A 19,259-nucleotide genomic window follows, 5' to 3' on the forward strand; every position below is an offset into this window, starting at 1 on the left:
TCATCGGCATGGAGTTGCTGGGCGAGGTGTTGAAACCGAGGTTTCCGCCGCTCAACCCACATTCATCCAGCCGAAGCGGATCGGGAAGCCTTCGCCGCCGAGCAGGTTGACCGTTTCGTAGAGCGGCAGGCCGACGACGCCGGTGTAGGAGCCGACGAGCTTGACCACGAAGGAACCGGCGATGCCCTGGATGGCGTAGCCGCCGGCCTTGCCGCGCCATTCGCCCGAGGCGAGATACATTTCGAGGTCTTCGCTGGAGAGCCGCTTGAAGCGCAGCCGCGTCTCCACGATGCGGTCGCGGATCGTGCCCGAGGGCGTCACCACCGCCACCGAGGTATAGACCCTGTGCGCACGGCCAGACAGCAGTCGCAGGCAGGCGGCGGCCTCGTCGACGATCTCGGCCTTGGGCAGGATGCGCCGGCCAACCGCGACCACCGTGTCGGCTGCGACGATGTAGCAGCCTTCGAGATCGGGCCGGGACTTTGCGCCGGCGCGCGCCGCTTCCGCCTTCTCGCGGGCGAGGCGACGCGACAGATCGCGCGGGCGCTCGCCCTTGAGCGGCGTCTCGTCGAGGTCAGCCGGCAGCATCGCGTCGGGCCTGAGGCCGGCCTGCTCCAGCAGCGCCAGCCGGCGCGGCGAGGCCGAGGCCAGCACCAGCATGGGCCGCCAGCCCGGATGTTTGGGTGAGGAGAAGAAACTCAAAGGGGGCGCTCGGCGGGTGTTCGGCGCGCTAAGGACGCGCTGGAGAGACAACGCTCTAGAGCATTTTTCGCAGCGGATAAATCCTCGGCTTTCGTCATGCAAGGAATGCAGGGGGGGGCGACGATTCCTTGGGCGTCATTCGCCATGTGCATAAAATTTGTCGTGCTTATGCGGCATATCGCATTGCACAACGCCCCGTGAAGGCTCACATTCAGCTGGCAGGCGTTGCGGCCGCCATGCAGGATTGCGCTTGAGCGCGACCCTGTCCCTACCATCGGAGCGACCACGCGCATGGCGATATCGAGCAAGGCTCTTCGCTCCGTCACCGGGGCGGGCGTCGAGGCGCAGGCCTTGGCGACCCGGATGCTGACGATGCAGGCCGATGCCGGCCTGACCATCGCGATGCGGATGCCCATGCTGATGAAGGGCGCGCTCGGCGACAGCGGCGGCCAGCGCGAGGCGGCCAAGGCCGTCAGCGAGAAGATGTCTGCCGTCATGGAAAGCGGTTTTGCCGCAGGTCAGGCGGCGGCGATGTTCTGGTGGGGCATGGCGCTCAACCCGCTCGCCCGCGTCGATCTCTCGGAGGCCGCGGCCAAGGTCGCAAACAGCACGCTGGAGCCGTTCTCCAAGCGCACCAGGGCCAATGCGGCCCGGCTGACCGGGCGTAGCCGCAAGGGCTGAGCGAATTCCTTTTTGAACGCGAATTGAAATAGGCCGTCATTCCAGACAAGCCGCGCCAGCGGCGCCGATCCGGAATCTGTCGCAGAGAGCGACAGCGCTCCATGACGGATTCCGGGCCTGCGCTTCGCTGCGCCCGGAATGACGTTGCGCGATTGTCGCGATATTAAGCCGGGTTCGCCGGCTTTTCCGCCTCGACCACGACCACCGCTGGTCCGGCCAGCGCCGCGTCATGCTCGCGTTCGAGCTTGCGGTAGCGCGCCGCGCTGAGCGGGATCAGCGCCAGATAGGTCACCACGACCAACGCCAGCATCTCGAACGGGTAGGCGAAGAGCAGCCCCGCGACGACCACGACGGCGGCGAAGATCGGCAGCACCTTGTCGCGCGGCACCCGCGTGCCCAGCGTCTTGCCGGCATAGCAGGGGATGCGCGAGATCGTCAGGAAAGCGATGAACAGGATATAGATGCCCACGAACGGCGCGCCGTACTCGGCGACCGGCAGCCCGATGAACTGCAGATAGAGCGGCAGCATCGCGGTGATCGCGCCCGCCGGCGCGGGCATGCCGACGAAGAAGTTCTTCTGCCAGTCGGGCCGGTTGGGATCGTCGATCATGACGTTGAAGCGCGCGAGCCTGAGCGCCATCGCGCAGGCCAGCGTCAGCACGATGATCCAGCCGAACGATTTCAGGTCGTGCAGCACGAAGATCCACAGCACATAGCCGGTGGCGACGCCGAAATTGACGAAATCGGAGAGCGAATCGAGCTCGGCCCCGAAGCGCGAGGTGCCCTTCAGCATCCGCGCCAGCCGCCCGTCGACGCCGTCGAGCGCGGCCGCGATCAGGATGCAGATCGTGGCCGTCTCGAGCTTGCCCTCGACCACGAGGCGCATCGCGGTGAGGCCCAGGCACAGCGCCAGCAGCGTCACGAGATTGGGCGCCAGCAGGCGAAACGGGATCGGCTTGAAGCGCTGGCGCTTCGATTCGACGCGCTCGGGCTCGAAGGGTGGGAAAAGATCGCTCATGCAAGCCGGGATACGCGGTTTTGCGGCAGGAGGCTAGGCGGAGGGCAGCACGTCATGCTCGGGCTTGACCCGAGCATCTCCGGCAAGGGATTCTAGGGTCTGCGCTTCGCTTCGCCCGAGAATGACATCCGGCTATCTCAAATCCCGCGATACGCCCGCTGCGCCAGCTCCGTCCCGGCAAAATCCGCCAGCACGGTTTCGCCGGCGATCGCGGTCTGGCCTTCGCCGACGAGCGGGATCACCGAGGTCGGCAGATAGACATCGACGCGCGAGCCGAAGCGGATCAGGCCGAAGCGCTCGCCGGTGGCGAGCACCTCGCCCTCCTTGACGAAGGGCACGATCCGGCGCGCGATCAGGCCGGCGATCTGGACGACGCCGACGATGCCGCCGGGCGTCTCGATCGCCAGCGCGTTGCGCTCGTTGTCGTCGCTCGCCTTGTCGAGTTCGGCGTTGAGGAACAGGCCCGGCGTATAGGCCATCTTGACGATGCGGCCGGGCACGGGCGCGCGGTTCACATGGCAGTCGAACACGTTCATGAAGATCGAGATCCGCATCATCGGCTCGGGCGGCAGGTTCAGTTCCGGCGGGGGCAGGGCGGTGGCGACCTGGCTGACGCGGCCATCGGCCGGGGAGATCACCAGCCCCTCGCGCTGCGGCGTGATCCTGACGGGATCGCGGAAGAAATAGCAGACCCACAGCGTGATGATCGCGCCGATCCAGCCGAACGGCGTCCACAGATGCCCGAGCACCAGCGAGGCGACGAGCGCGATGGCGATGAAGACATAGCCCTCCTTGTGGATGGGCACGATCACCTTGCGGACGGAATCGACGAGCGACATGAAGGGGCTTCCGTTGATCTTGCTGGCGCGGGCAGGCGCGGATGTGACGTCGCTATGCGGCGAGGGTGTGGCCGCAAGCCATGGCGGCTGCTTTAGGAGGTTCGGCGCGCCGGGGGAAGAGGCAAGCCCTTGCCGCTCCGGCGCCCGCAAAGGGTTTCGCTACCCTGGCAGGGCAGGGCTGCGTCATCAGGACTGGAAAAGCCCCATGCCGCAGGGATAGATCGCCTTCGCCGCAACCGATGCAGAGGCGCCGGGACTGGCGGCGAGGAGAGTTCGATGAGCTGGTCGCCCACGCAGTACACCAAGTTCGAGAACGAGCGGAACCGCCCGGTCCACGATCTGCTCGCCCATATCGCGACGCCCGATCCTAAAACGGCCGCCGATATCGGCTGCGGCCCCGGCAACTCGACAGAGTTGCTCCAGGCGCGCTTTCCCCACGCTCGCGTCACGGGCATGGATTCCTCGCAAAACATGATCGACGCCGCCCGCAAGCGCCTGCCCGAGATCGCCTTCGAGGTCGGCGACATCGCAGGCTGGGCGAGCCGCGAGCGCTTCGACGTCATCCTCGCCAATGCCGCCCTGCAATGGGTGCCCGATCACGCCGCCCTGCTGCCGGCGCTCCTCGACCGGCTCGCCGGTGGCGGCAGCCTCGCCGTGCAGATGCCCGACAATCTCGACGAGCCCGCCCATGTCCTGATGCGCGAGACGGCGGCGCAGGGCCCGTGGGCCGCAACGCTGGCAGGGGCCGCGAAGGCCCGCGAGCCGCGCCGCAGCGTCGACTGGTATTATCGCGTGCTGCGCGAAGCCGGTGCGACCGTCGATATCTGGCGCTCGATCTATCACCATCCGCTGGCGGACGGGGCTCCGGCCATCGTCGAATGGTTCAAAGGCACGGGCCTGCGCCCCTTCATCGACCCGCTCGACGAGGCCGATCGCGCCGGATATCTCGAGCGCTATACGTCCGCCGTCGCGAAAGCCTATCCGGCCCAGCCCGATCGCAGCGTGCTGTTGCCATTCCCGAGGCTGTTCTTCGTCGCGACGCGATAGGTCCGCCGCATAGCTCACCCGCGCGGCGTCACCCGCATCGGCATGCCGCCCTGCGGCCGCAGCGTGATCTGGTGGACCGGCACGGGCGGGGCCTCGCCGGCATGCTCGAAGCGCAAGTTGCGCACGAGCGTCGACAGCGTCAGGACGGCCTCGACCATGGCGAATTGCAGGCCGATGCAGATGCGCGGTCCCGCGCCGAAGGGCAGATAGGCGTAGCGATCGATCCTTTCGCGCGCGCCGGGCAGGAAGCGCTCCGGCCGGAACTGCCCAGGCTCGCTCCACAGGCTCTCGTGCCTATGCAGCACATAAGGTGCGACGATGACGAGCGCGCCTTTGGGGATCTCGACGCCGCCGGCCTCGTCGGCGGCGATCGCGGTGCGCGACAGCGAGGGCACCGGCGGATAGAGCCGCATCGCCTCCTCGATCACCGCCCTGGTCATGGCGAGTCGGCCGCCCGAGAGCGCGGCTGCGACGACATCGCCCGCCGCCGCATCGGCCTCCGCCTCGACCGCGCTGCGGATATCGGGCGCAAGCGCCAGCAGATAGAGCGCCCAGGTCAGCGCATTGGCCGTCGTCTCGTGGCCCGCACCGATGAAGGTGATGATGTTGGCGCCGATTTCGGCGTCGCTGAGTCCTGCGCCGGTCTCGGGATCGCGCGCGTCGAGCAGGGCGCAGAGCAGGTCGGGCGGCAGGCCGTTTTCGGTCTCCTCGGCCTGCTGGCGCAGCGCCGTCCGCTCGCTGATGATCGTCTGGACGCTGCTCTCGAAGAAGTCGACCGCCGAGCGCGCCCGAAAGCGGCCGATGCGCGGCAGCCATTTTGGCGCACCGAGAACGTCGAGCGGGTCGATCTTGCCTTGCGTCTCGAAATAGCGCGTCAGCGCTGCTCCGAAGGCCTCGGCCCCGCCGGCGATGCTGTTTGAAAACAGCGTCTCCGCCAGAACGTCATAGGTGATCCGCGTCATATCCTGGCTGATATCGACGATACGGCCCCGGCGGCGCGCCGCCATGCGCGCGACCTGCGCCTCCACCGGCGCGAGCATCCTGTGCGCCAGCGCCTCGACCCGGCGCGGCGTGAACAGCGGCGCGAGCGTGCGCCGCGCCCGCTTCCAGGCCTCGCCCTCGACCGTCAGCAGCCCTTCGCCGAGGCCCGGCGCGAGGATCGCGCGCTGCAGGTCGTCCTTGCGGTAGTTGGCGACATTCTCGACCAGGACATGGCGGATCGCGGCGGGATCGGACACCACGACGCCATAGCCGAGCAGGCTCTTGCCGGCGACGATGGGCTCGCGAAAATGCCGCTGCCGCCAGATCGTCAGCGGGTTGCGGCGCAAACGCAGCAGCAGTTCGAGCTTGCCGAACTCATGCTCGGCCGGGACGGGGGCGGGCGGCAGGCGGCGCCGCGGCAAAAAATCCGGCGCGGATATCGCGATCGTCGTCATGCTGGCCGGTCCCTTCGCGCTGAGGCGGGTTTCCGTGATGCAGCATGATTATGGTGCCGCTATGGGCGAAAGTCGCCGGTCCGCGACGTCGCAGCCGCTTCACCAGGGGATCGACTCGCCGCGATAGCTCAGGAAGGCGCCGTTCTCGGCCGGTCCGACGCCGTCGACCACCGCGAGCAGCCGCGCCGCGCATTCGTCGGGATTTTGGACGTCGAGGCCCGTCCGGGCGAATGGTGCGGAAAGCCCGGTCTCGACCGTGCCGGGATGCAGCGCGACGCAGATCGCGTCTGGCCGGGTGCGCCGGCATTCGATCGCGGCGGTGCGCAGGAGTTGGTTCAGTGCGGCCTTGGAGGCGCGGTAGCTGTACCAGCCGCCGAGCTTGTTGTCGGCAATGCTGCCGACCCTGGCCGAGAGCGTCGCAAACACCGCCTTGCCCGTGCGCGGCAGCAGCGGCAAGGCGTGCTTTATGATCAGGGCCGGGCCGATCGCGTTCAGTGCGAAGGCGCGCGCCATTGCCTGGGCATCGAGTTCGCGCCAGCTCTTCTCCGGCCGCTGATCTTTGTCATGCAGGAAGCCGGTGGCGTCGATCACGAGCCGAATCTCACCCTTGGCAGCCGCGTATTCGACGGCCGCCTTCAGGCTCGGCTCCGAAAGAAGATCGGCCGCCGGTTGGGAGCCGCGGCTGAAGCCGACTACCTCGTCGAAAGCGCCAGCGCCGGTGAGCTTGCGAACCAATGCGCCGCCGATGCCTCCGCTTGCGCCGAAGACGATGGCGACGCCGCCCGGCTTCCAGACGCAGGGTGGGGTAGGGGGCTCAGCCGCCATGACGTCCGTCCTTGCCCAGCACAGCCTGCGCCACCGCCTCGCCGCTGTCGAACGCGGCCTCGATGCGCGGCCCGAGGCACCAGTCGCCGCAGGCTCCAAGCCCGACATCCTCGTGCCAGATGCAGGCTTCGCCCAGCGGCTGCTCGACCAGCGCATAGCGCCAGCGATGGGCCGCGACGAAGCCCGGCTGACGGCTCACGCCGGTGGTCGCCTCGAAGCGCGCCAGCAATGCGGCGGCCGCGATCTCGGGGGGCACCTCGAGATGCGCGCGCGACCATGCCGGTGTCGCATGGACCACCACGGTCTCATGTCCGGCGTCCCGCCCCGGCTTGCTTGCGTTGCGCGCGATCCAGGCGACCGCGTCATCGGAAGGCCGGAGATGCGTGTCCGCCAGAACCGGGCCGTCATAGCCAAGCATCAGCGCCCAGCACGGGGCGTAGCGCACGCGCTCGACGCCCGGCAGCGCGACGCCTGCCGAGGCCGCGAGCGGGATCGCCTGCGGCGCGGGCACGGCCAGGATCACGACGTCGAAACCGTCTGCGTCGGGCGTTGCCACTGAGCCCTCGGCCGCATGGAGCCTCCAGCCCCGCCCGCCGCGCGCCAGCGTGGCGATCTGGCAGCCGGTGACGGTCGCCAGCCCCGCCGCCATCATCCGGGCCGGCGCAGTCATGCCGGGCGTCCCGACGAACGCGCCCTCGAACCACTCCGCCACCTGGCCTTGCGCCAGCCATGTCGCAACCTGCTCGCGAAACCGCGCACCCCTGGCGGTGAAATACTGTGCCCCATGGTCGAAGCGCAGCGCGTCCACGCGCCGCGTCGCCATTCGTCCGCCAAGACCACGGCTTTTGTCGAACAGGGTGACGGAATGGCCGGCCGCCGCCAGCCTTCGAGCGGCGGCGAGCCCCGCCATGCCAGCGCCGATGATCGCGATATGCGTCGTCATAAGGTCGTTCTCCCCGGCGTCGATACGCCGAGGCAGGCGCTCTGGACCAGTCTCCGGCGGCATCGCGCCCTGCGATTGGGCGTTGACGGTTGCGCAACCAAGGACTGCTTTGATCTTTTCCGGGGCCGCACTATGCTTTCCCTGCCGGGTTCGCCGCGAGGTTTCGCGTGTCCCGGCCTCGTCTTGTCCGACCGGGAAACTGCGCGTGCCTTCGTTGACGCTTTCGATCCAGAACATGGACAGGCTGCCTGATGGCGGCCCCCTCCAGATCGCCATCAAGGGTCAGCGCGGGCTCGATATCGGACGCGACCAATATCTCGACTGGACCCTGCCCGATCCCGGCCGGATCGTCTCCAGCCGTCACTGCGAGGTGCGCTTCCGCGACGGCTTCTACTGGCTGCACGACGTTTCCAGCAACGGGACGTTCGTCAATGGCAACGAACAGCGCATCGCCGGACCGCATCGCCTCAACGATGGCGACAGCATCGAGATCGGCCACTACATCATCGGCGCGAAGGTCGAACTCGACGCCGCCGCCCAGCAGGCCCCCGAAGCACCGGCCCAGGGCTTCACGCGGGCCGAGGAGATGTGGGATTCGACCTCGACCGCGCCGCCGATCTCGGCTGCCGAGCTGCGTCCGCCGCGCCCGGCTGCCGAACAGAACGACCTGATGAACTGGTATGTCGACATTCCCGAGGTCGACGCACCGCCGCCGCAGCGCGCCGTGCCGGCCTGGCTGCCTCCGACGCGCCCCACCGATCTGCCACCTGCCGCCGCTACACCGTTGGCGCCGCCTGCCTTCCCGAGCGAGGCGTTCGCTGCCAAGCCCGACCCGTTCGAGGAGCGGCCTGCCGCAGCCCCCACCGCTTTCGAACAGCCGGGTTTCGAGGCGCTGCCGCCGCTGGTCGCGCCGTCGTCGGCGTCAAGCTCCGACTGGTCGATCAATCCGCTTCCCCCGGCTGCGCCGGTGCGTCCGGCAGGCGAGGGGGCGACGAGCCCGCCCGGCGGTTATATGACCGCGCCGCCCGCCGCGATTGCGGCCGAGATGCCGCGCGCTGCGCCGCCGTTCATGCCACCAGAGCCACCGCCGGCACCGGTGGCACCCCCGCCGCCGCCTCCTCAGGCGCAGGCACCGTCGCAGCCGCTCGGCAAAAATCTGGCTGCCCGGATGGCCAAGGGCGCCGGTGTCGGCGAGGAGGTTTTCAGCCACCGTTCGCCGGAGGAACTCGCGGAACTGACCGGTCTGCTGCTCCGCATCACCTGCGACAACGTCAAGCAGATGCTGCAGGCCCGCGCCGAGACCAAGGGGCTGGTGCGCAGCACCAACCAGACCATGATCCAGGCGCTGGAGAACAATCCGCTGAAATTCTCGCCCACGGTCGAGGATGCGCTGCGGACCATGTTCGGCCCGACGACGACGAGCTATCTCGACGCGAGGCGGGCGCTGGAGGAAAGCTTTCGCGACCTCAAGACGCACCAGATGAACACCTATTCCGCCATGCAGCAGGCGCTGAAGATGGTGGTCGAGGATCTCGATCCCAACTCCGTCGAGACGGCGACGGAGAAGGAAGGCGGTCTCGGCGGCCTGATGGGCTCGCGCAAGGCCAAGCTCTGGGACACCTATGTGACGCGCTGGAAGGCCAAGACCGAGCGCCATGACAACGGCCTCGTCGATGCCTTCATGCTGTATTTTTCCGAATGCTACGATCGGCTCGCGAGCCGGCTGCGCTCCTGAGCGGCTTGCGGGTCGATTTGGCTCGATCTAGTCTCGCGTAGCGTCATCTGACCGGGATTGGCCCATGCCGACAGGACCTGCTGCCCGCACCGGAGATCCGGTGCTCCATCCGCTGCCTCCGGTTCTCCAGCCGGGACCGGGCAGCTCCAATGTGCTGATCGGCAGCATGCCGGCCTGGCGCGGTATCGGCGGCGCCGGGGCTGCCGCCCTGCAATCGGCCAAGGCGACATCGGACGCCACGCTGAAGGCTGCCGAGGCTGCCAAGATCGCGGCCGCACCGACACCCGGCGCGGCTGCAGCGGTGACGGCCGAGGAGACGGCAAAGACGGCCGCTTCGACGGCGATGAGCGCGACGATCAACAGCGCTGCGGCCAGCGGCGGCTCGCCGAGCGGCGGCATGGTCGACATCCATATCTGCGCCACGCCGCTGCCGGTGCCGCCGCACGGTCCCGGCGTCGTCGTCGACGGCTCGACCACCGTGATGATCAACGGCCTGCCGGCCTGCCGCATGGGCGACACCATCGTCGAGGCGCTCGGGCCGCCCAACAAGATCGCGGGCGGCTGCACGACCGTCATCATCGGCGGCTGAGCGGCCGGCGCTCGCCGCCACCCTTCAGGACGTCCCTGGAGCGTTGACTGTTCCCGCCTGAACAGCAGCGTCTCCCTGCCGCGCACTACCGTTCTCCCAGCGAACCAGGGGAGAGCGTCATGTCCATCAAATGCGCGGCCGATTTTGCGGACTGGTACGACACCACCGCGCGCAACTACACCGACGAGGTTTTGACGGAATTCGTCGATCGGAACCCCAACCTGATCGGCGTCTGGGCGGCTGCGGGCGCGGCCAACGCCTTCGAGATCGGCTCCATCGTATTCGTCGATCTCGGCCGCTTCGGCAGCGGTTTCGGTTCGGGGACGACCGGCGGCGTGTTCCAGGATCTGTTGCGCGCGCTGAGCGTCATTCCGGTCGGTAAGGTCGCCTCGACGGTCGGAGCGATCGCGCGGCCGGCGCTGGGCCGGTTCCTGAACACGGCGGCGCAGTTCTATTGGGCCGCCAAGCGCGGCAAGCTCTGCGTTCCGATCTCGATCGGCCAGGCGCTGGAGCGCACCGGCCAGTCGCTGGTGATGACGCTGGACGACGTGCTCAAGGCGGCGGGCCGCTCGATCGAATCCTTCGACAGCAAGCTCGGCCGCGGCATGTTGCCGGCGGAGGTGCGCGAGACGCTGGAGGCGATGCAGGCGAAGTTCAGCGAACTGCCTGCCCGTATCGCGACCTCCTGGAGCGACATCGTCGGCTATGCGCAGGGCACGGAGGGTCTGCTCATGGTGTCCATCAAGCGGACGGTGACGAAGGGCGGCAAGCTGGCCGACACCTTCCACACCATCCTTGTCTCGAATTCACCGCAAGGGGTGGTCATCGTCGATCGCTACGGCCTGTTCAAGTCTCTGGAGGAGCTTTCCGTCAGATACGGCTCGCGGGCGCCGTCGGAATTCTACAGGATCAACGTCGACAAGCCGATATTCGCGATCGCCAACTGGGTCATGGACTCGGCTCTCGTCTCACGGCTGAACGCGATGGGGCCGCTCGGCGCGATTGCGGTGCGCGCCGCGATGATGATCGGCTTCAACCCGGCCGTGCCGCGCGCGCAGGTCGACGAGATGTTCACGAAGTTCACCGCCGGAAAATCGCCCGAGGAGCTCTACTCCGCGCCAGTCAGGCCGCCCGAGATGGCGGCGACCATGTTCACCCACGAGATCGGCGCCAGGATCGAGCGCAAGGACTGGCTCTCGGTGATCTCCGAGAAATGGTATGGCGACCTGCTGCTCTGGCCGATCATCTTCGACTTCAACCGGAGCGCCGAGTTCCCCCATCCCAAGCAGATGAAGCCGTATATGCGCATCAAGGTGCCGTTCCTGCCCGAAATGACGAAGGAGCAGCGCATCGCCGTCCGCCAGCGCGGCCTCAACTGGAAGTGAGGGCGGCGCGCCGGGCGAGGCTTCAGGTCACGCGGTGGAACAGGCCATAGGCAGGTTCCGTCGCGACGCCCTTCCCGGCGGTTTTGCGGCCTTTGAGTTCCGTTGCGTAGTAGGCCTCGATGTCCGCCTTGCCGTTCAGCATGCGCCTGCGGCCGTCCGGCAGGAAGGCGTAGACGACCTCGTCGGAATGCGTCGCGTATTTCTCCTGGTCGCCGTGCAGGATCATCGGACGCCCGATCCGGCTGTTGACGTAGTTCTGCACGTCCAGCAGTTCCTTCGAGCGCGCGTGGACCTGACCCTGCCGCGTTTCCTTGACGAAAAGCGTTTCGGTCGGGTTGTCCGCCGGTACGATGGCGTAGAGGTCATAGTCGCCGTGGACATAGCTGGCGGCGGTCGCCAGCGACATCGAGGAAAACATCACGCAGCCATAATGCTTGTGTTCGGGGTCCAGCTGAACGGCGTAGAGGGTGAGGCCGGGAAAATAGAGTGCGAGCCGTTTTCCGGAAGCATCGAACAGGTTCTGCGCCACCAGCCCCCTGAATTTGTCCCATTCTTCCAACGCCTTGCCGTATTTCGCACCGTCATAGGCGGTTGCCCCGACCACGGTCGGGTCCACGACGAGGCCTGCGGTCTGGTACGCCCGGCCATTTAGCGTGACGTTGCGGTCGGCCGTCTTGGCCTTGCAGTCCAGACGCTTGGCCGAATAGTCGGGCAGGCTCATATACGGCAGCGAGGCCGGGTTTGTCGCCCGCACCAGGATGTGGACGCGGTAGTTGACCGCAGCCTTCGAGAAGATGTCCGCGTCGAGCGGGCGGATTCCGGCCTCGAGCATCGTCGGTCTCCTTTTATGTCCAGTTTCTGGCGCGCGTCGCCGGAAGCGCCGCGCGCCATGAGGCCTCGTGCCTCAGAGCACCTCATAGGCGAACTGGCCGTCCTCGATGGAGACCTTGGCGCTCTTCACCTCGGTCTTCTCGATCGCCTTGTTGAGGAAGGCGCGCGAGAGCGACGGCAGCAGCGTGTTGGTGACGATGTTGTCTATCATGCGGCCGCCGGAATCGGGATCGTTGCAGCGCTCCACGATATGGTCGACCACTGCCTGATCGTACAGGAAGGCGGCGTTGTGGTTCTCGCGGATGCGCTTGCCGATGCGGTCGAGCTGCAGCCGGACGATTCCACCGAGCATGTCGGGCGACAGCGGGTAATAGGGAATCGTGACGATGCGGCCGATCAGCGCCGGCGGGAAGACGCTGAGCAGATAGGGCCGCAGCGCCGTCGACAGGGTCTCGGCGTCGGGCCTCGTTTCGGGGTCGCGCGCCATCTCCATGATGACCTCGGTGCCGACATTCGAGGTCAGGATGATCAGCGTATTCTTGAAGTCGATCCGCCGGCCGGTGCCGTCCTCCATCTGGCCCTTGTCGAAGACCTGGAAGAACAGTTCGTGGACGTCGGCATGCGCCTTCTCGACCTCGTCCAGCAGCACCACCGAATAGGGCTTGCGGCGCACGGCCTCGGTCAGGCGGCCGCCTTCGCCATAGCCGACATAGCCGGGAGGCGCGCCTTTCAGCGTCGAGACGGTGTGGGCCTCCTGGAACTCGCTCATGTTGATGGTGATGATGTTCTGTTCGCCGCCATAGAGCGCTTCCGCCAGCGCCAGCGCCGTCTCGGTCTTGCCGACGCCCGATGGGCCGCAAAGCATGAACACGCCGATCGGCTTGTTGGGGTTGTCGAGCTTGGCGCGGTTGGTCTCGATGCGCTTGGCGATCATGGCCAGGCCGTGCTGCTGCCCGACGACGCGCTTGTTCAGCGTTTCCGCGAGGTTGAGGATGGTCTCGATCTCGTCCTTGACCATCCGGCCGACCGGAATGCCGGTCCAGTCGGAGACGATCGCGGCGACCGCCTGCTCGTCGACATGGGCGTAGATCTTGCGCTCGTCGGGATTGAGCGCCTCAAGCGAGGCGTTCCGGTCCTTGAGCGCGCTGAAATCGGCCTCCGCGTCTTCCGGCGGCGTCTCGGTCCCTTCGCCGATCGGAGCGTCGCCGGCGGTGCCGGCCTCGCCTGCGGCAGCCTTCGCCTTTGCGGCGGCGGCCTTGGCGATCTTCTCGCGCAGCGCCTTGATCTCCTCGACGATCGCCTTTTCCGAATCCCACTCGCCTTCGAGCTTGGCGAGTTTCTCCTGCAGCGTCGCGGTTTCGGTGGCGATCTCGGCGAGGCGCTCGCCGGCGTCGGTGCCGATGTCGCGGTCGGTCTCCAGCGCGAGCTTTTCCTTGTCGAGCGCCGTGATGGCGATGCGGGTGTCCTCGATCGAGGCCGGCGTCGTCGTCTGGCTGATCGCGACGCGGGCGCAGGCCGTGTCGAGCAGGCTTACCGCCTTGTCGGGCAACTGCCGGGCGGGGATGTAGCGATGCGACAGGGTCACGGCCGCGACGATCGCCGCATCCGAGATGCGCACGCCGTGATGCTTCTCCATCGGGCCGAGAATGCCGCGCAGCATGGTGCAGCAGCGCGCCACGTCGGGCTCGTCGATCTGCACCGGCTGGAAGCGCCGGGTCAGCGCCGGATCCTTCTCGAAATAGAGCCGGTACTCGGCCCAGGTCGTCGCCGCGATGGTGCGCAGCGTGCCGCGCGCCAGCGCGGGCTTGAGCAGGTTTGCCGCATCGCCGGTCCCTGCCGCGCCGCCTGCGCCGATCAGGGTATGGGCCTCGTCGATGAACAGGATCACCGGCGTCGGCGAGGACTGGACCTCGTCGATGACCGAGCGCAAGCGCTGCTCGAACTCGCCCTTCATCGAAGCGCCGGCCTGCATCAGGCCGATGTCGAGCGAGCAGAGCCGGACATTGCGCAGCGGCGGCGGCACGTCGCCCGATGCGATGCGCTGGGCGAAGCCCTCGACCACGGCCGTCTTGCCGACGCCGGCCTCGCCGGTCAGGATCGGGTTGTTCTGGCGGCGGCGCATCAGCACGTCGATGATCTGGCGGATCTCGTCGTCGCGGCCAGTGATCGGGTCCATCGTGCCCGATGCCGCCTTGGCGGTGAGGTCGATCGAGAAGCGATCGAGCGCGGTCGAGCCCTTGGCGCCGGGCGCGGTCTCGCTGCCGCTGCCGCTGCTGAGGCCGGAGCCGTCCATCGGCTGCAGCGTTTCCTCGTCCGAGTCCGCCCACAGCGTGCGGTGTTCGCTCGCCAGCGCATCGACGGGGATTTTGCCGAATTCCTTGGATGCGTCGAACATCGCACGGCGCAGCTCGACCGACTTCAGCGCGGCGATGAGGAGATGGCCGGAGCGGATCTGCGCTTCGCCGAAGAACAGCGTCGCATAGTGCCAGCCGCGGTCGAGCACGTCGGAAATCTGGTTCGAGACGCCGGGCATCTCGGTCTCGTTGCGCTTGAAGCCGTTCACCACGGCGCCGACTTCGGTCAGCATCCGCGCCCGGTCGAGCTTGTAGTGATCGACCGTGATGGCGAGGTCGGATTTGTCGTTCTGGAGCAACTGCAGCAGCCAGTGCGCCAGTTCGACATTGCGGTTGCCGCTGCGCTTGGCCCCGCGCAGCGCCTGGATGAAAGCGTCATAGCCCAGGCGGTTGAGCTTTCCGGTGATGGCTTCGAGACTGATCTCGCTCATTTTGGCCCCCTGGCTTTGCTTGTTTTAAGTTGTGATTTGGCAGGCTTGCTGCTGGCCTGTCCGGGCTGGAAGCGCGCGTCGCAGCGGATCTCGTCGGCGGCCGCGTCGCTTCTGGGCGCAAGCCAGGAGGTCCAGCCGAGCTGGGCCGAGCGCGCGCGCGTCAGGCTCATCGGCTCGACCTTGCGGGCGGGAATCGCGAGTTCGACATCCCAGGTGATCTCATGGCCGAGCACGAAGAAGATCGCGTCGTTGACAGCCCGGCAGACATCGCCGCTGGGCAGGAACCGGCGATACTCGTCGAGATCGGCCGTATGCAGCCTTACCGTAATCTTGTCCTCGACGCTGAACACGCCCGAACCGACCAGCATGTCGACGCCGAGCCTGGCATGCTTGCCGCCGAGGCTCGAACGGTCGCTCTCCTCGAACTCGATCCGCATGCCGACGAACTCGTCGATCTCGACCTTGAGCTTGAACATGCCCTCGAGGAAGCCGCGCAGGCGCGCCGCCGATTTCGCCTGCGCGCCGAGCAGGCCCGAATAGGCGAGCTTGGCGGCGTCGGGCGTGGCGTCGAGGCCGCGATAGGGCGCGCTGCCGAGCCCGATCCCCGCGCCGACGAAATCGAAAAAGCGGTCCCTCGTCGCGCTGTCATGCTGTGCGATCGGGCGCGCATCGGCCCAACTGCGGAAGAACAGTTGCAGGAAGCGGTTGTGGAACAGATCGAGAAAGCGCGGAAACGAATCGTCCTTGGCGAGAAGCCAGGCATGGGCTTCCTCGGTCGTGGCATAGGGCAGGGCGCCCTGCGGCCCGAGCAGGCCGAGGAACTTGACCAGGATGCGCATGCGCCCGGAGGCGTCGTCATCGGCCTTCGCCAGCGTCGAGGCTGGAAAATCCATGTAGGGGTCCTGCCCCAGCGCGACATATTCCTCGCGGGTGGAGCTGGAATCGCCGATGCGCGGCTTGTCCGGGTTGGCGCGCTCGAACCGGCGCAGCGTTTCGTAGAAGTCGAAGCGCCAGGGCTCCAGCTTCAGATCGTCGCGCAACTGCTCGAGGGAATGGCTCACAGCACCCTCCGCGAACCGGCGCGCGGCGGCCAGCGTGCGATTTCGCCGCGCTCGACCGTGCGGATAACCGTCTGGGTGAAGTGGTTCACGCCGGAATATTCGGCGAAGAAGCGGTCCAGGATCGCGCCGAGCAGAAAAGCGCCCGAACCTTCGAAGGCCTTCTCGTCGAGCAGGACGGTGACCTCGGTGCCGCGCGCCGCGCCCAGCCCCGCCCGGTGGCGCACCCTGCGCACGACCGGCCGGCTCTCGACCGAGCGCGTGCCGCGAATGCGCCGTTCCGTGGCGTTGTCGGCGAGGTCGGCGAACAGCGCCAGCGTCTCGCGCAGCGCCCCGCCATCCTTGCCGCCGCCGCGTTCGAGCAGGCCGAGATGGTTCAGGCTGAGCATGTTGATCAGCCGCCAGGTCACGGTGCCGGTATGGGCGGTCTCGCCGCGGCTACGCAGATAGGAGGCGACGGGCTCGCGCGGCGGCGTCGGCCCGGCCATGCAGACGATGTCGAGCGTCTGGTCCTCGGGCAGCCGGAAATCGGCGCCGCTCGTCCCGACCGGCAACTGCTCGGCGAGATGGCGGTTGCTGCAGAAAGCGCGCACGCTGATCTCGACGACCTTCGAGATCAGGTCCAGGCCCGGCTTTTCGGTCAGCGAGATGAACATGTCGGTGCCGATATAGTCCGACGCCGCGCCGCGCTGTTTCTCCTCGATCGAGCGTCGGCGCGGTAGCCGGCGGATGGTGTAGAACAACCCGGACTCGTCGCTGTTTTCGAGCGAGGCCGAATAGAGCGGCCGGACCGGCACCTTCTCGCGCCCGCCTGCGAAATGCGCGAAGACGTCGACGATCCGGTGCGGCTCGAATTCGAGATAGCGGCTGCGATCAGGTACGATCTGGTGCTCGTGCACATTGGTCTTCAGCGCGACACGGTCGGTGCCCATCTCGAACAGGTTGACCGCGGCGCTGGTGTAGAGCGAGAAGGAATTGCCATCGACGACGCTGCCCAGCCGCGCGCTCGCCTCGTCGAAGACCATGATGATCTCGATATTGCGCGAGGTCAGCGCCTGCCGGATCGCCTTCAGCCCGCCGAGCGTGAATCCAAGAAATTTGCGCGGAAACATGAAGTATTCGCGCAGCAGGTCGAACCCGCTGAAGATGCGCGAATCATGGGGCATCAGCGCGTCCAGCCCCTCCATGCCGATCTGGCTGATGCAGTCCTCGGGCAGCGGAACCGTGACGGGATCGCCGAACGTGTCGAGGAAACGAATATAGACGCCGATGCGGCGCGCGATGATGTGCTCGTAGATCACGTGCGCGTCGGGCTCGGCGCCGGTGAGGTAGAACGGCAGCGTCTCGACCTTGGTGCCGGCAAACCAGCAATCGGGCTTGATCTTGGCTTCGGCGTCGGACGGCTCGTCGTCGCGCTTGGGCGCGGCGCGATGGGTCAGCCCGATGCGCAGGCCAGCCATCGCACGCCGGTCGATCGGGATGCCGAGTCCTTGAAGCGCGGCGGGCGTCGCGAAATAGTCGGCGCCCGTGATCTCGAACGGCCACAAGGTCACGTCGGAGGCAAGACGGTAGCGGCAGGCGACGCGGCGGCCGCGCTGCTGGTAGGTCGCGTCGAGATAGCTGCCGCGCGGGATCGTCTTGCCTTCGCGCATGGCGGTGTCGCCATAGCCGGGGACGAAGCGCGCGAGGATGCAGGACGGCGTCGGCGCCAGATAGTTCGGCACCAGCTGCTCGAGCAGATTGGAGGTGAATTCGGGAAACTCGTGCTTGAGCTTGAGCTGCACCCGCGCGGCCAGGAACGCCTGCCCCTCCAGCAGCCCCGACACCATCGGGTCGATCCGGTCGCGCACGAGCCCGCCGAGCCGGTCGGCGATGCCGGGATACTCGTCGCCGAACTCCTTCGCCTGCTGAAAAAGCAGCTCCAGTTCGCGGTTGTAGAGATCGAGGAATTCGCGATCCATGGCTGCTAGGGCAGAATGCCGGCGCGTGCGGAATGGACGACGGGCGGGTGCATGCTTGCCACCATGAAGCCGATGACGGCGACAGCGCGAGCGTCGGCCGTTCCCATGCGCCGGCGGGGCGCTTCACCATTCCGTTGATCGGGCGCTCGCATCATGGCCTAGATCCGGCTCACGACGACTTTGCCGGAGCCGGCCTGCATCTCGGCGAAGAACTCGACCGGAACATTGACGGGGTCGGCGACCATGTCAGCCCGCACGATGAACCGCACCGCCAGCTCATGCACCTCTATCGACTTGTCGCGCTCGACATGGAGCGATTCTCGGACGAGCCGCGGCTCGTAAAGCAGCAGCGCGTCCCGGATCTCCTGGTCGATATCGGCAATGCCGGACTCGTCGATCGTGCGGTGGGCGATGTCGGGCAGTCCGTAATTGATGATCGACCGACGGGCCGCGTCGTGCGGTCCGAAGTCGAACGATGATTCCAGATTGACGGTGTTCAGCAACAGCGCCAGGTCGCGAGACAATTCGCTGCGCAGGCGATTTTCCGAGATGCCTGCGCGCCCGGTCATGACGCGCCCGGCAACCACGCGCTCTCCGCCGTCGTCGCGCAGATCGACAGTCTTCTTGCCGTCGCGTGCTTCCGCTGCCGAGCGGAAGGCGAACATCAGCGGAAACCGCAGATTGACGGCCTTTTTTCGACTCATCCAGCCTGCCCCGCAACGCAATAACAACCGCCACGCCTTGCGCGAAAACCCCACTGGTCGCGTCTGACATTGTCAGAGCGACCAGCAGCGCAGCGTGGCTTTGGGCCGGCGTGACGCCGGCCCAAAGGCGGGAGCTTACTTGGATTCGGCCTTGGCGATGTCGTACTTGTCCGACTTCTCGACGCCCTTCGCGCCCTTTTCGGTCTGAGCGGCGAACTTGTATTCGTAGCGGGCGAAATTGAGCGAGAAGTTCAGCATCACATCCTCGCCCGAGCCGCTCATGCTGACCGAGGAGACGATGATGTCTTCCATGATGAGCGTGAGGAAATCGAGCGGCTTGTCGCCGGCCTTGCGCTGGATCAGCGTGGCCTTGCCGCCATGCGTGCCCTTGGCGCACCACTGCAGCAGGGTCGCCGAAGCGGTGTCCATCTTCATCGTGCAGGAGAGGTCCTGGAACGACGACTTGCCCTTGCCGCCGCCGGGGCCGTCATGCGTCGTGCCCGACTGGCTCGCGCCCCAGCTCCAGGCGAGGAGGGCGAGTTCCTTCTCGTGACCCTTGACGACGCTGTCGCCTTCGAGGGACGGCGATTCGAACTTGAGGTAGATGTCTTCAGCCATGGTGGTTGCTCCCGTTGGATTGTTTCGACGACTTCATACTGGCCGCTGGCCCTCAGCACCGCTGTTCCACCGGGAACAGCGGTGCAAAATTCGCAGAGGCGC

At 67.0% G+C, this 19,259-nt stretch carries 17 protein-coding genes; 5 read left to right on the forward strand and 12 right to left on the reverse strand.

Annotated elements, in window-relative coordinates; genetic code table 11:
- Positions 1 to 51: 51 nt before the first annotated feature.
- A complete protein-coding gene (locus tag AC1DZY_RS00880; protein WP_476818166.1) occupies positions 52 to 660 on the reverse strand; it encodes a Maf-like protein in 609 nt (202 codons plus the stop codon).
- Between the two features lie 333 nt (positions 661 to 993).
- On the opposite strand from AC1DZY_RS00880, the gene AC1DZY_RS00885 reads away from it, so the two are divergent.
- Positions 994 to 1,383 carry a hypothetical protein gene (locus AC1DZY_RS00885; RefSeq protein ID WP_476818167.1) on the forward strand — a complete coding sequence of 130 codons (390 nt, stop codon included), beginning with the start codon at positions 994 to 996 and terminating at the stop codon, positions 1,381 to 1,383.
- A gap of 163 nt (positions 1,384 to 1,546) precedes the next feature.
- Here the strand turns inward: AC1DZY_RS00885 and AC1DZY_RS00890 are convergent, their stop codons facing one another.
- Positions 1,547 to 2,401: a CDP-alcohol phosphatidyltransferase family protein gene (locus AC1DZY_RS00890; protein ID WP_476818168.1), complete on the reverse strand. Its 855-nt coding sequence runs from the start codon at positions 2,399 to 2,401 to the stop codon at positions 1,547 to 1,549.
- A 137-nt stretch (positions 2,402 to 2,538) separates the two neighbouring features.
- On the reverse strand, positions 2,539 to 3,240 hold the full coding sequence (locus AC1DZY_RS00895) for a phosphatidylserine decarboxylase (RefSeq protein WP_476818169.1): 702 nt from the start codon (positions 3,238 to 3,240) through the stop codon (positions 2,539 to 2,541).
- A gap of 276 nt (positions 3,241 to 3,516) precedes the next feature.
- Between AC1DZY_RS00895 and tam the strand changes: the two genes are divergently transcribed.
- Positions 3,517 to 4,287, forward strand: a complete 771-nt coding sequence (gene tam, locus AC1DZY_RS00900; RefSeq protein ID WP_476818170.1) for a trans-aconitate 2-methyltransferase — start codon at positions 3,517 to 3,519, stop codon at positions 4,285 to 4,287.
- 14 nt (positions 4,288 to 4,301) lie between these two features.
- Here the strand turns inward: tam and AC1DZY_RS00905 are convergent, their stop codons facing one another.
- The 3 genes from AC1DZY_RS00905 to AC1DZY_RS00915 all read right to left on the reverse strand — a co-directional run bounded on the left by AC1DZY_RS00905 (position 4,302) and on the right by AC1DZY_RS00915 (position 7,491).
- The gene (locus AC1DZY_RS00905; protein ID WP_476818171.1) at positions 4,302 to 5,723 is read right to left on the reverse strand and encodes a cytochrome P450; all 1,422 of its coding nucleotides are present in this window, start codon (positions 5,721 to 5,723) and stop codon (positions 4,302 to 4,304) included.
- A gap of 99 nt (positions 5,724 to 5,822) precedes the next feature.
- Positions 5,823 to 6,548 (reverse strand): SDR family NAD(P)-dependent oxidoreductase, encoded by a 726-nt coding sequence (locus AC1DZY_RS00910; RefSeq protein ID WP_476818172.1) that lies wholly within the window; start codon positions 6,546 to 6,548, stop codon positions 5,823 to 5,825.
- Positions 6,538 to 7,491 (reverse strand): NAD(P)/FAD-dependent oxidoreductase, encoded by a 954-nt coding sequence (locus tag AC1DZY_RS00915; RefSeq protein ID WP_476818173.1) that lies wholly within the window; start codon positions 7,489 to 7,491, stop codon positions 6,538 to 6,540. The genes AC1DZY_RS00910 and AC1DZY_RS00915 overlap by 11 nt, the downstream gene beginning before the upstream one ends.
- Before the next feature lie 205 nt (positions 7,492 to 7,696).
- Here AC1DZY_RS00915 and tagH point away from each other — a divergent pair, with 205 nt between their 5' ends.
- The 3 genes from tagH (at position 7,697) to AC1DZY_RS00930 (ending at position 11,200) form a co-directional block, all read left to right on the forward strand.
- Entirely contained in the window at positions 7,697 to 9,226 is a 1,530-nt protein-coding gene (gene tagH / locus AC1DZY_RS00920; RefSeq protein ID WP_476818174.1) for a type VI secretion system-associated FHA domain protein TagH, read from the forward strand.
- A gap of 64 nt (positions 9,227 to 9,290) precedes the next feature.
- Complete coding sequence (locus tag AC1DZY_RS00925) at positions 9,291 to 9,815, forward strand: PAAR domain-containing protein (protein WP_476818175.1); 525 nt, start codon at positions 9,291 to 9,293, stop codon at positions 9,813 to 9,815.
- Positions 9,816 to 9,934: 119 nt separating this feature from the next.
- Positions 9,935 to 11,200, forward strand: coding sequence for a LysM peptidoglycan-binding domain-containing protein (locus tag AC1DZY_RS00930; protein WP_476818176.1), 1,266 nt, complete (start codon positions 9,935 to 9,937; stop codon positions 11,198 to 11,200).
- Between the two features lie 22 nt (positions 11,201 to 11,222).
- Here the strand turns inward: AC1DZY_RS00930 and AC1DZY_RS00935 are convergent, their stop codons facing one another.
- The 6 genes from AC1DZY_RS00935 to AC1DZY_RS00960 all read right to left on the reverse strand — a co-directional run bounded on the left by AC1DZY_RS00935 (position 11,223) and on the right by AC1DZY_RS00960 (position 19,157).
- Positions 11,223 to 12,032, reverse strand: a complete 810-nt coding sequence (locus AC1DZY_RS00935) for a hypothetical protein (protein WP_476818177.1) — start codon at positions 12,030 to 12,032, stop codon at positions 11,223 to 11,225.
- Positions 12,033 to 12,104: 72 nt separating this feature from the next.
- Complete coding sequence (gene tssH / locus AC1DZY_RS00940) at positions 12,105 to 14,816, reverse strand: type VI secretion system ATPase TssH (protein WP_476818178.1); 2,712 nt, start codon at positions 14,814 to 14,816, stop codon at positions 12,105 to 12,107.
- Positions 14,813 to 15,877 (reverse strand): type VI secretion system baseplate subunit TssG, encoded by a 1,065-nt coding sequence (tssG, locus tag AC1DZY_RS00945; protein WP_476818179.1) that lies wholly within the window; start codon positions 15,875 to 15,877, stop codon positions 14,813 to 14,815. The genes tssH and tssG overlap by 4 nt, the downstream gene beginning before the upstream one ends.
- Positions 15,874 to 17,835, reverse strand: coding sequence for a type VI secretion system baseplate subunit TssF (tssF, locus tag AC1DZY_RS00950; RefSeq protein WP_476818180.1), 1,962 nt, complete (start codon positions 17,833 to 17,835; stop codon positions 15,874 to 15,876). The genes tssG and tssF overlap by 4 nt, the downstream gene beginning before the upstream one ends.
- A gap of 158 nt (positions 17,836 to 17,993) precedes the next feature.
- Entirely contained in the window at positions 17,994 to 18,593 is a 600-nt protein-coding gene (gene tssE, locus AC1DZY_RS00955) for a type VI secretion system baseplate subunit TssE (RefSeq protein ID WP_476818181.1), read from the reverse strand.
- Between the two features lie 81 nt (positions 18,594 to 18,674).
- Positions 18,675 to 19,157 carry an Hcp family type VI secretion system effector gene (locus AC1DZY_RS00960; RefSeq protein WP_476818182.1) on the reverse strand — a complete coding sequence of 161 codons (483 nt, stop codon included), beginning with the start codon at positions 19,155 to 19,157 and terminating at the stop codon, positions 18,675 to 18,677.
- Positions 19,158 to 19,259: the final 102 nt, after the last annotated feature.

The organism is Allobosea sp. P2_A10 (assembly GCF_056405115.1).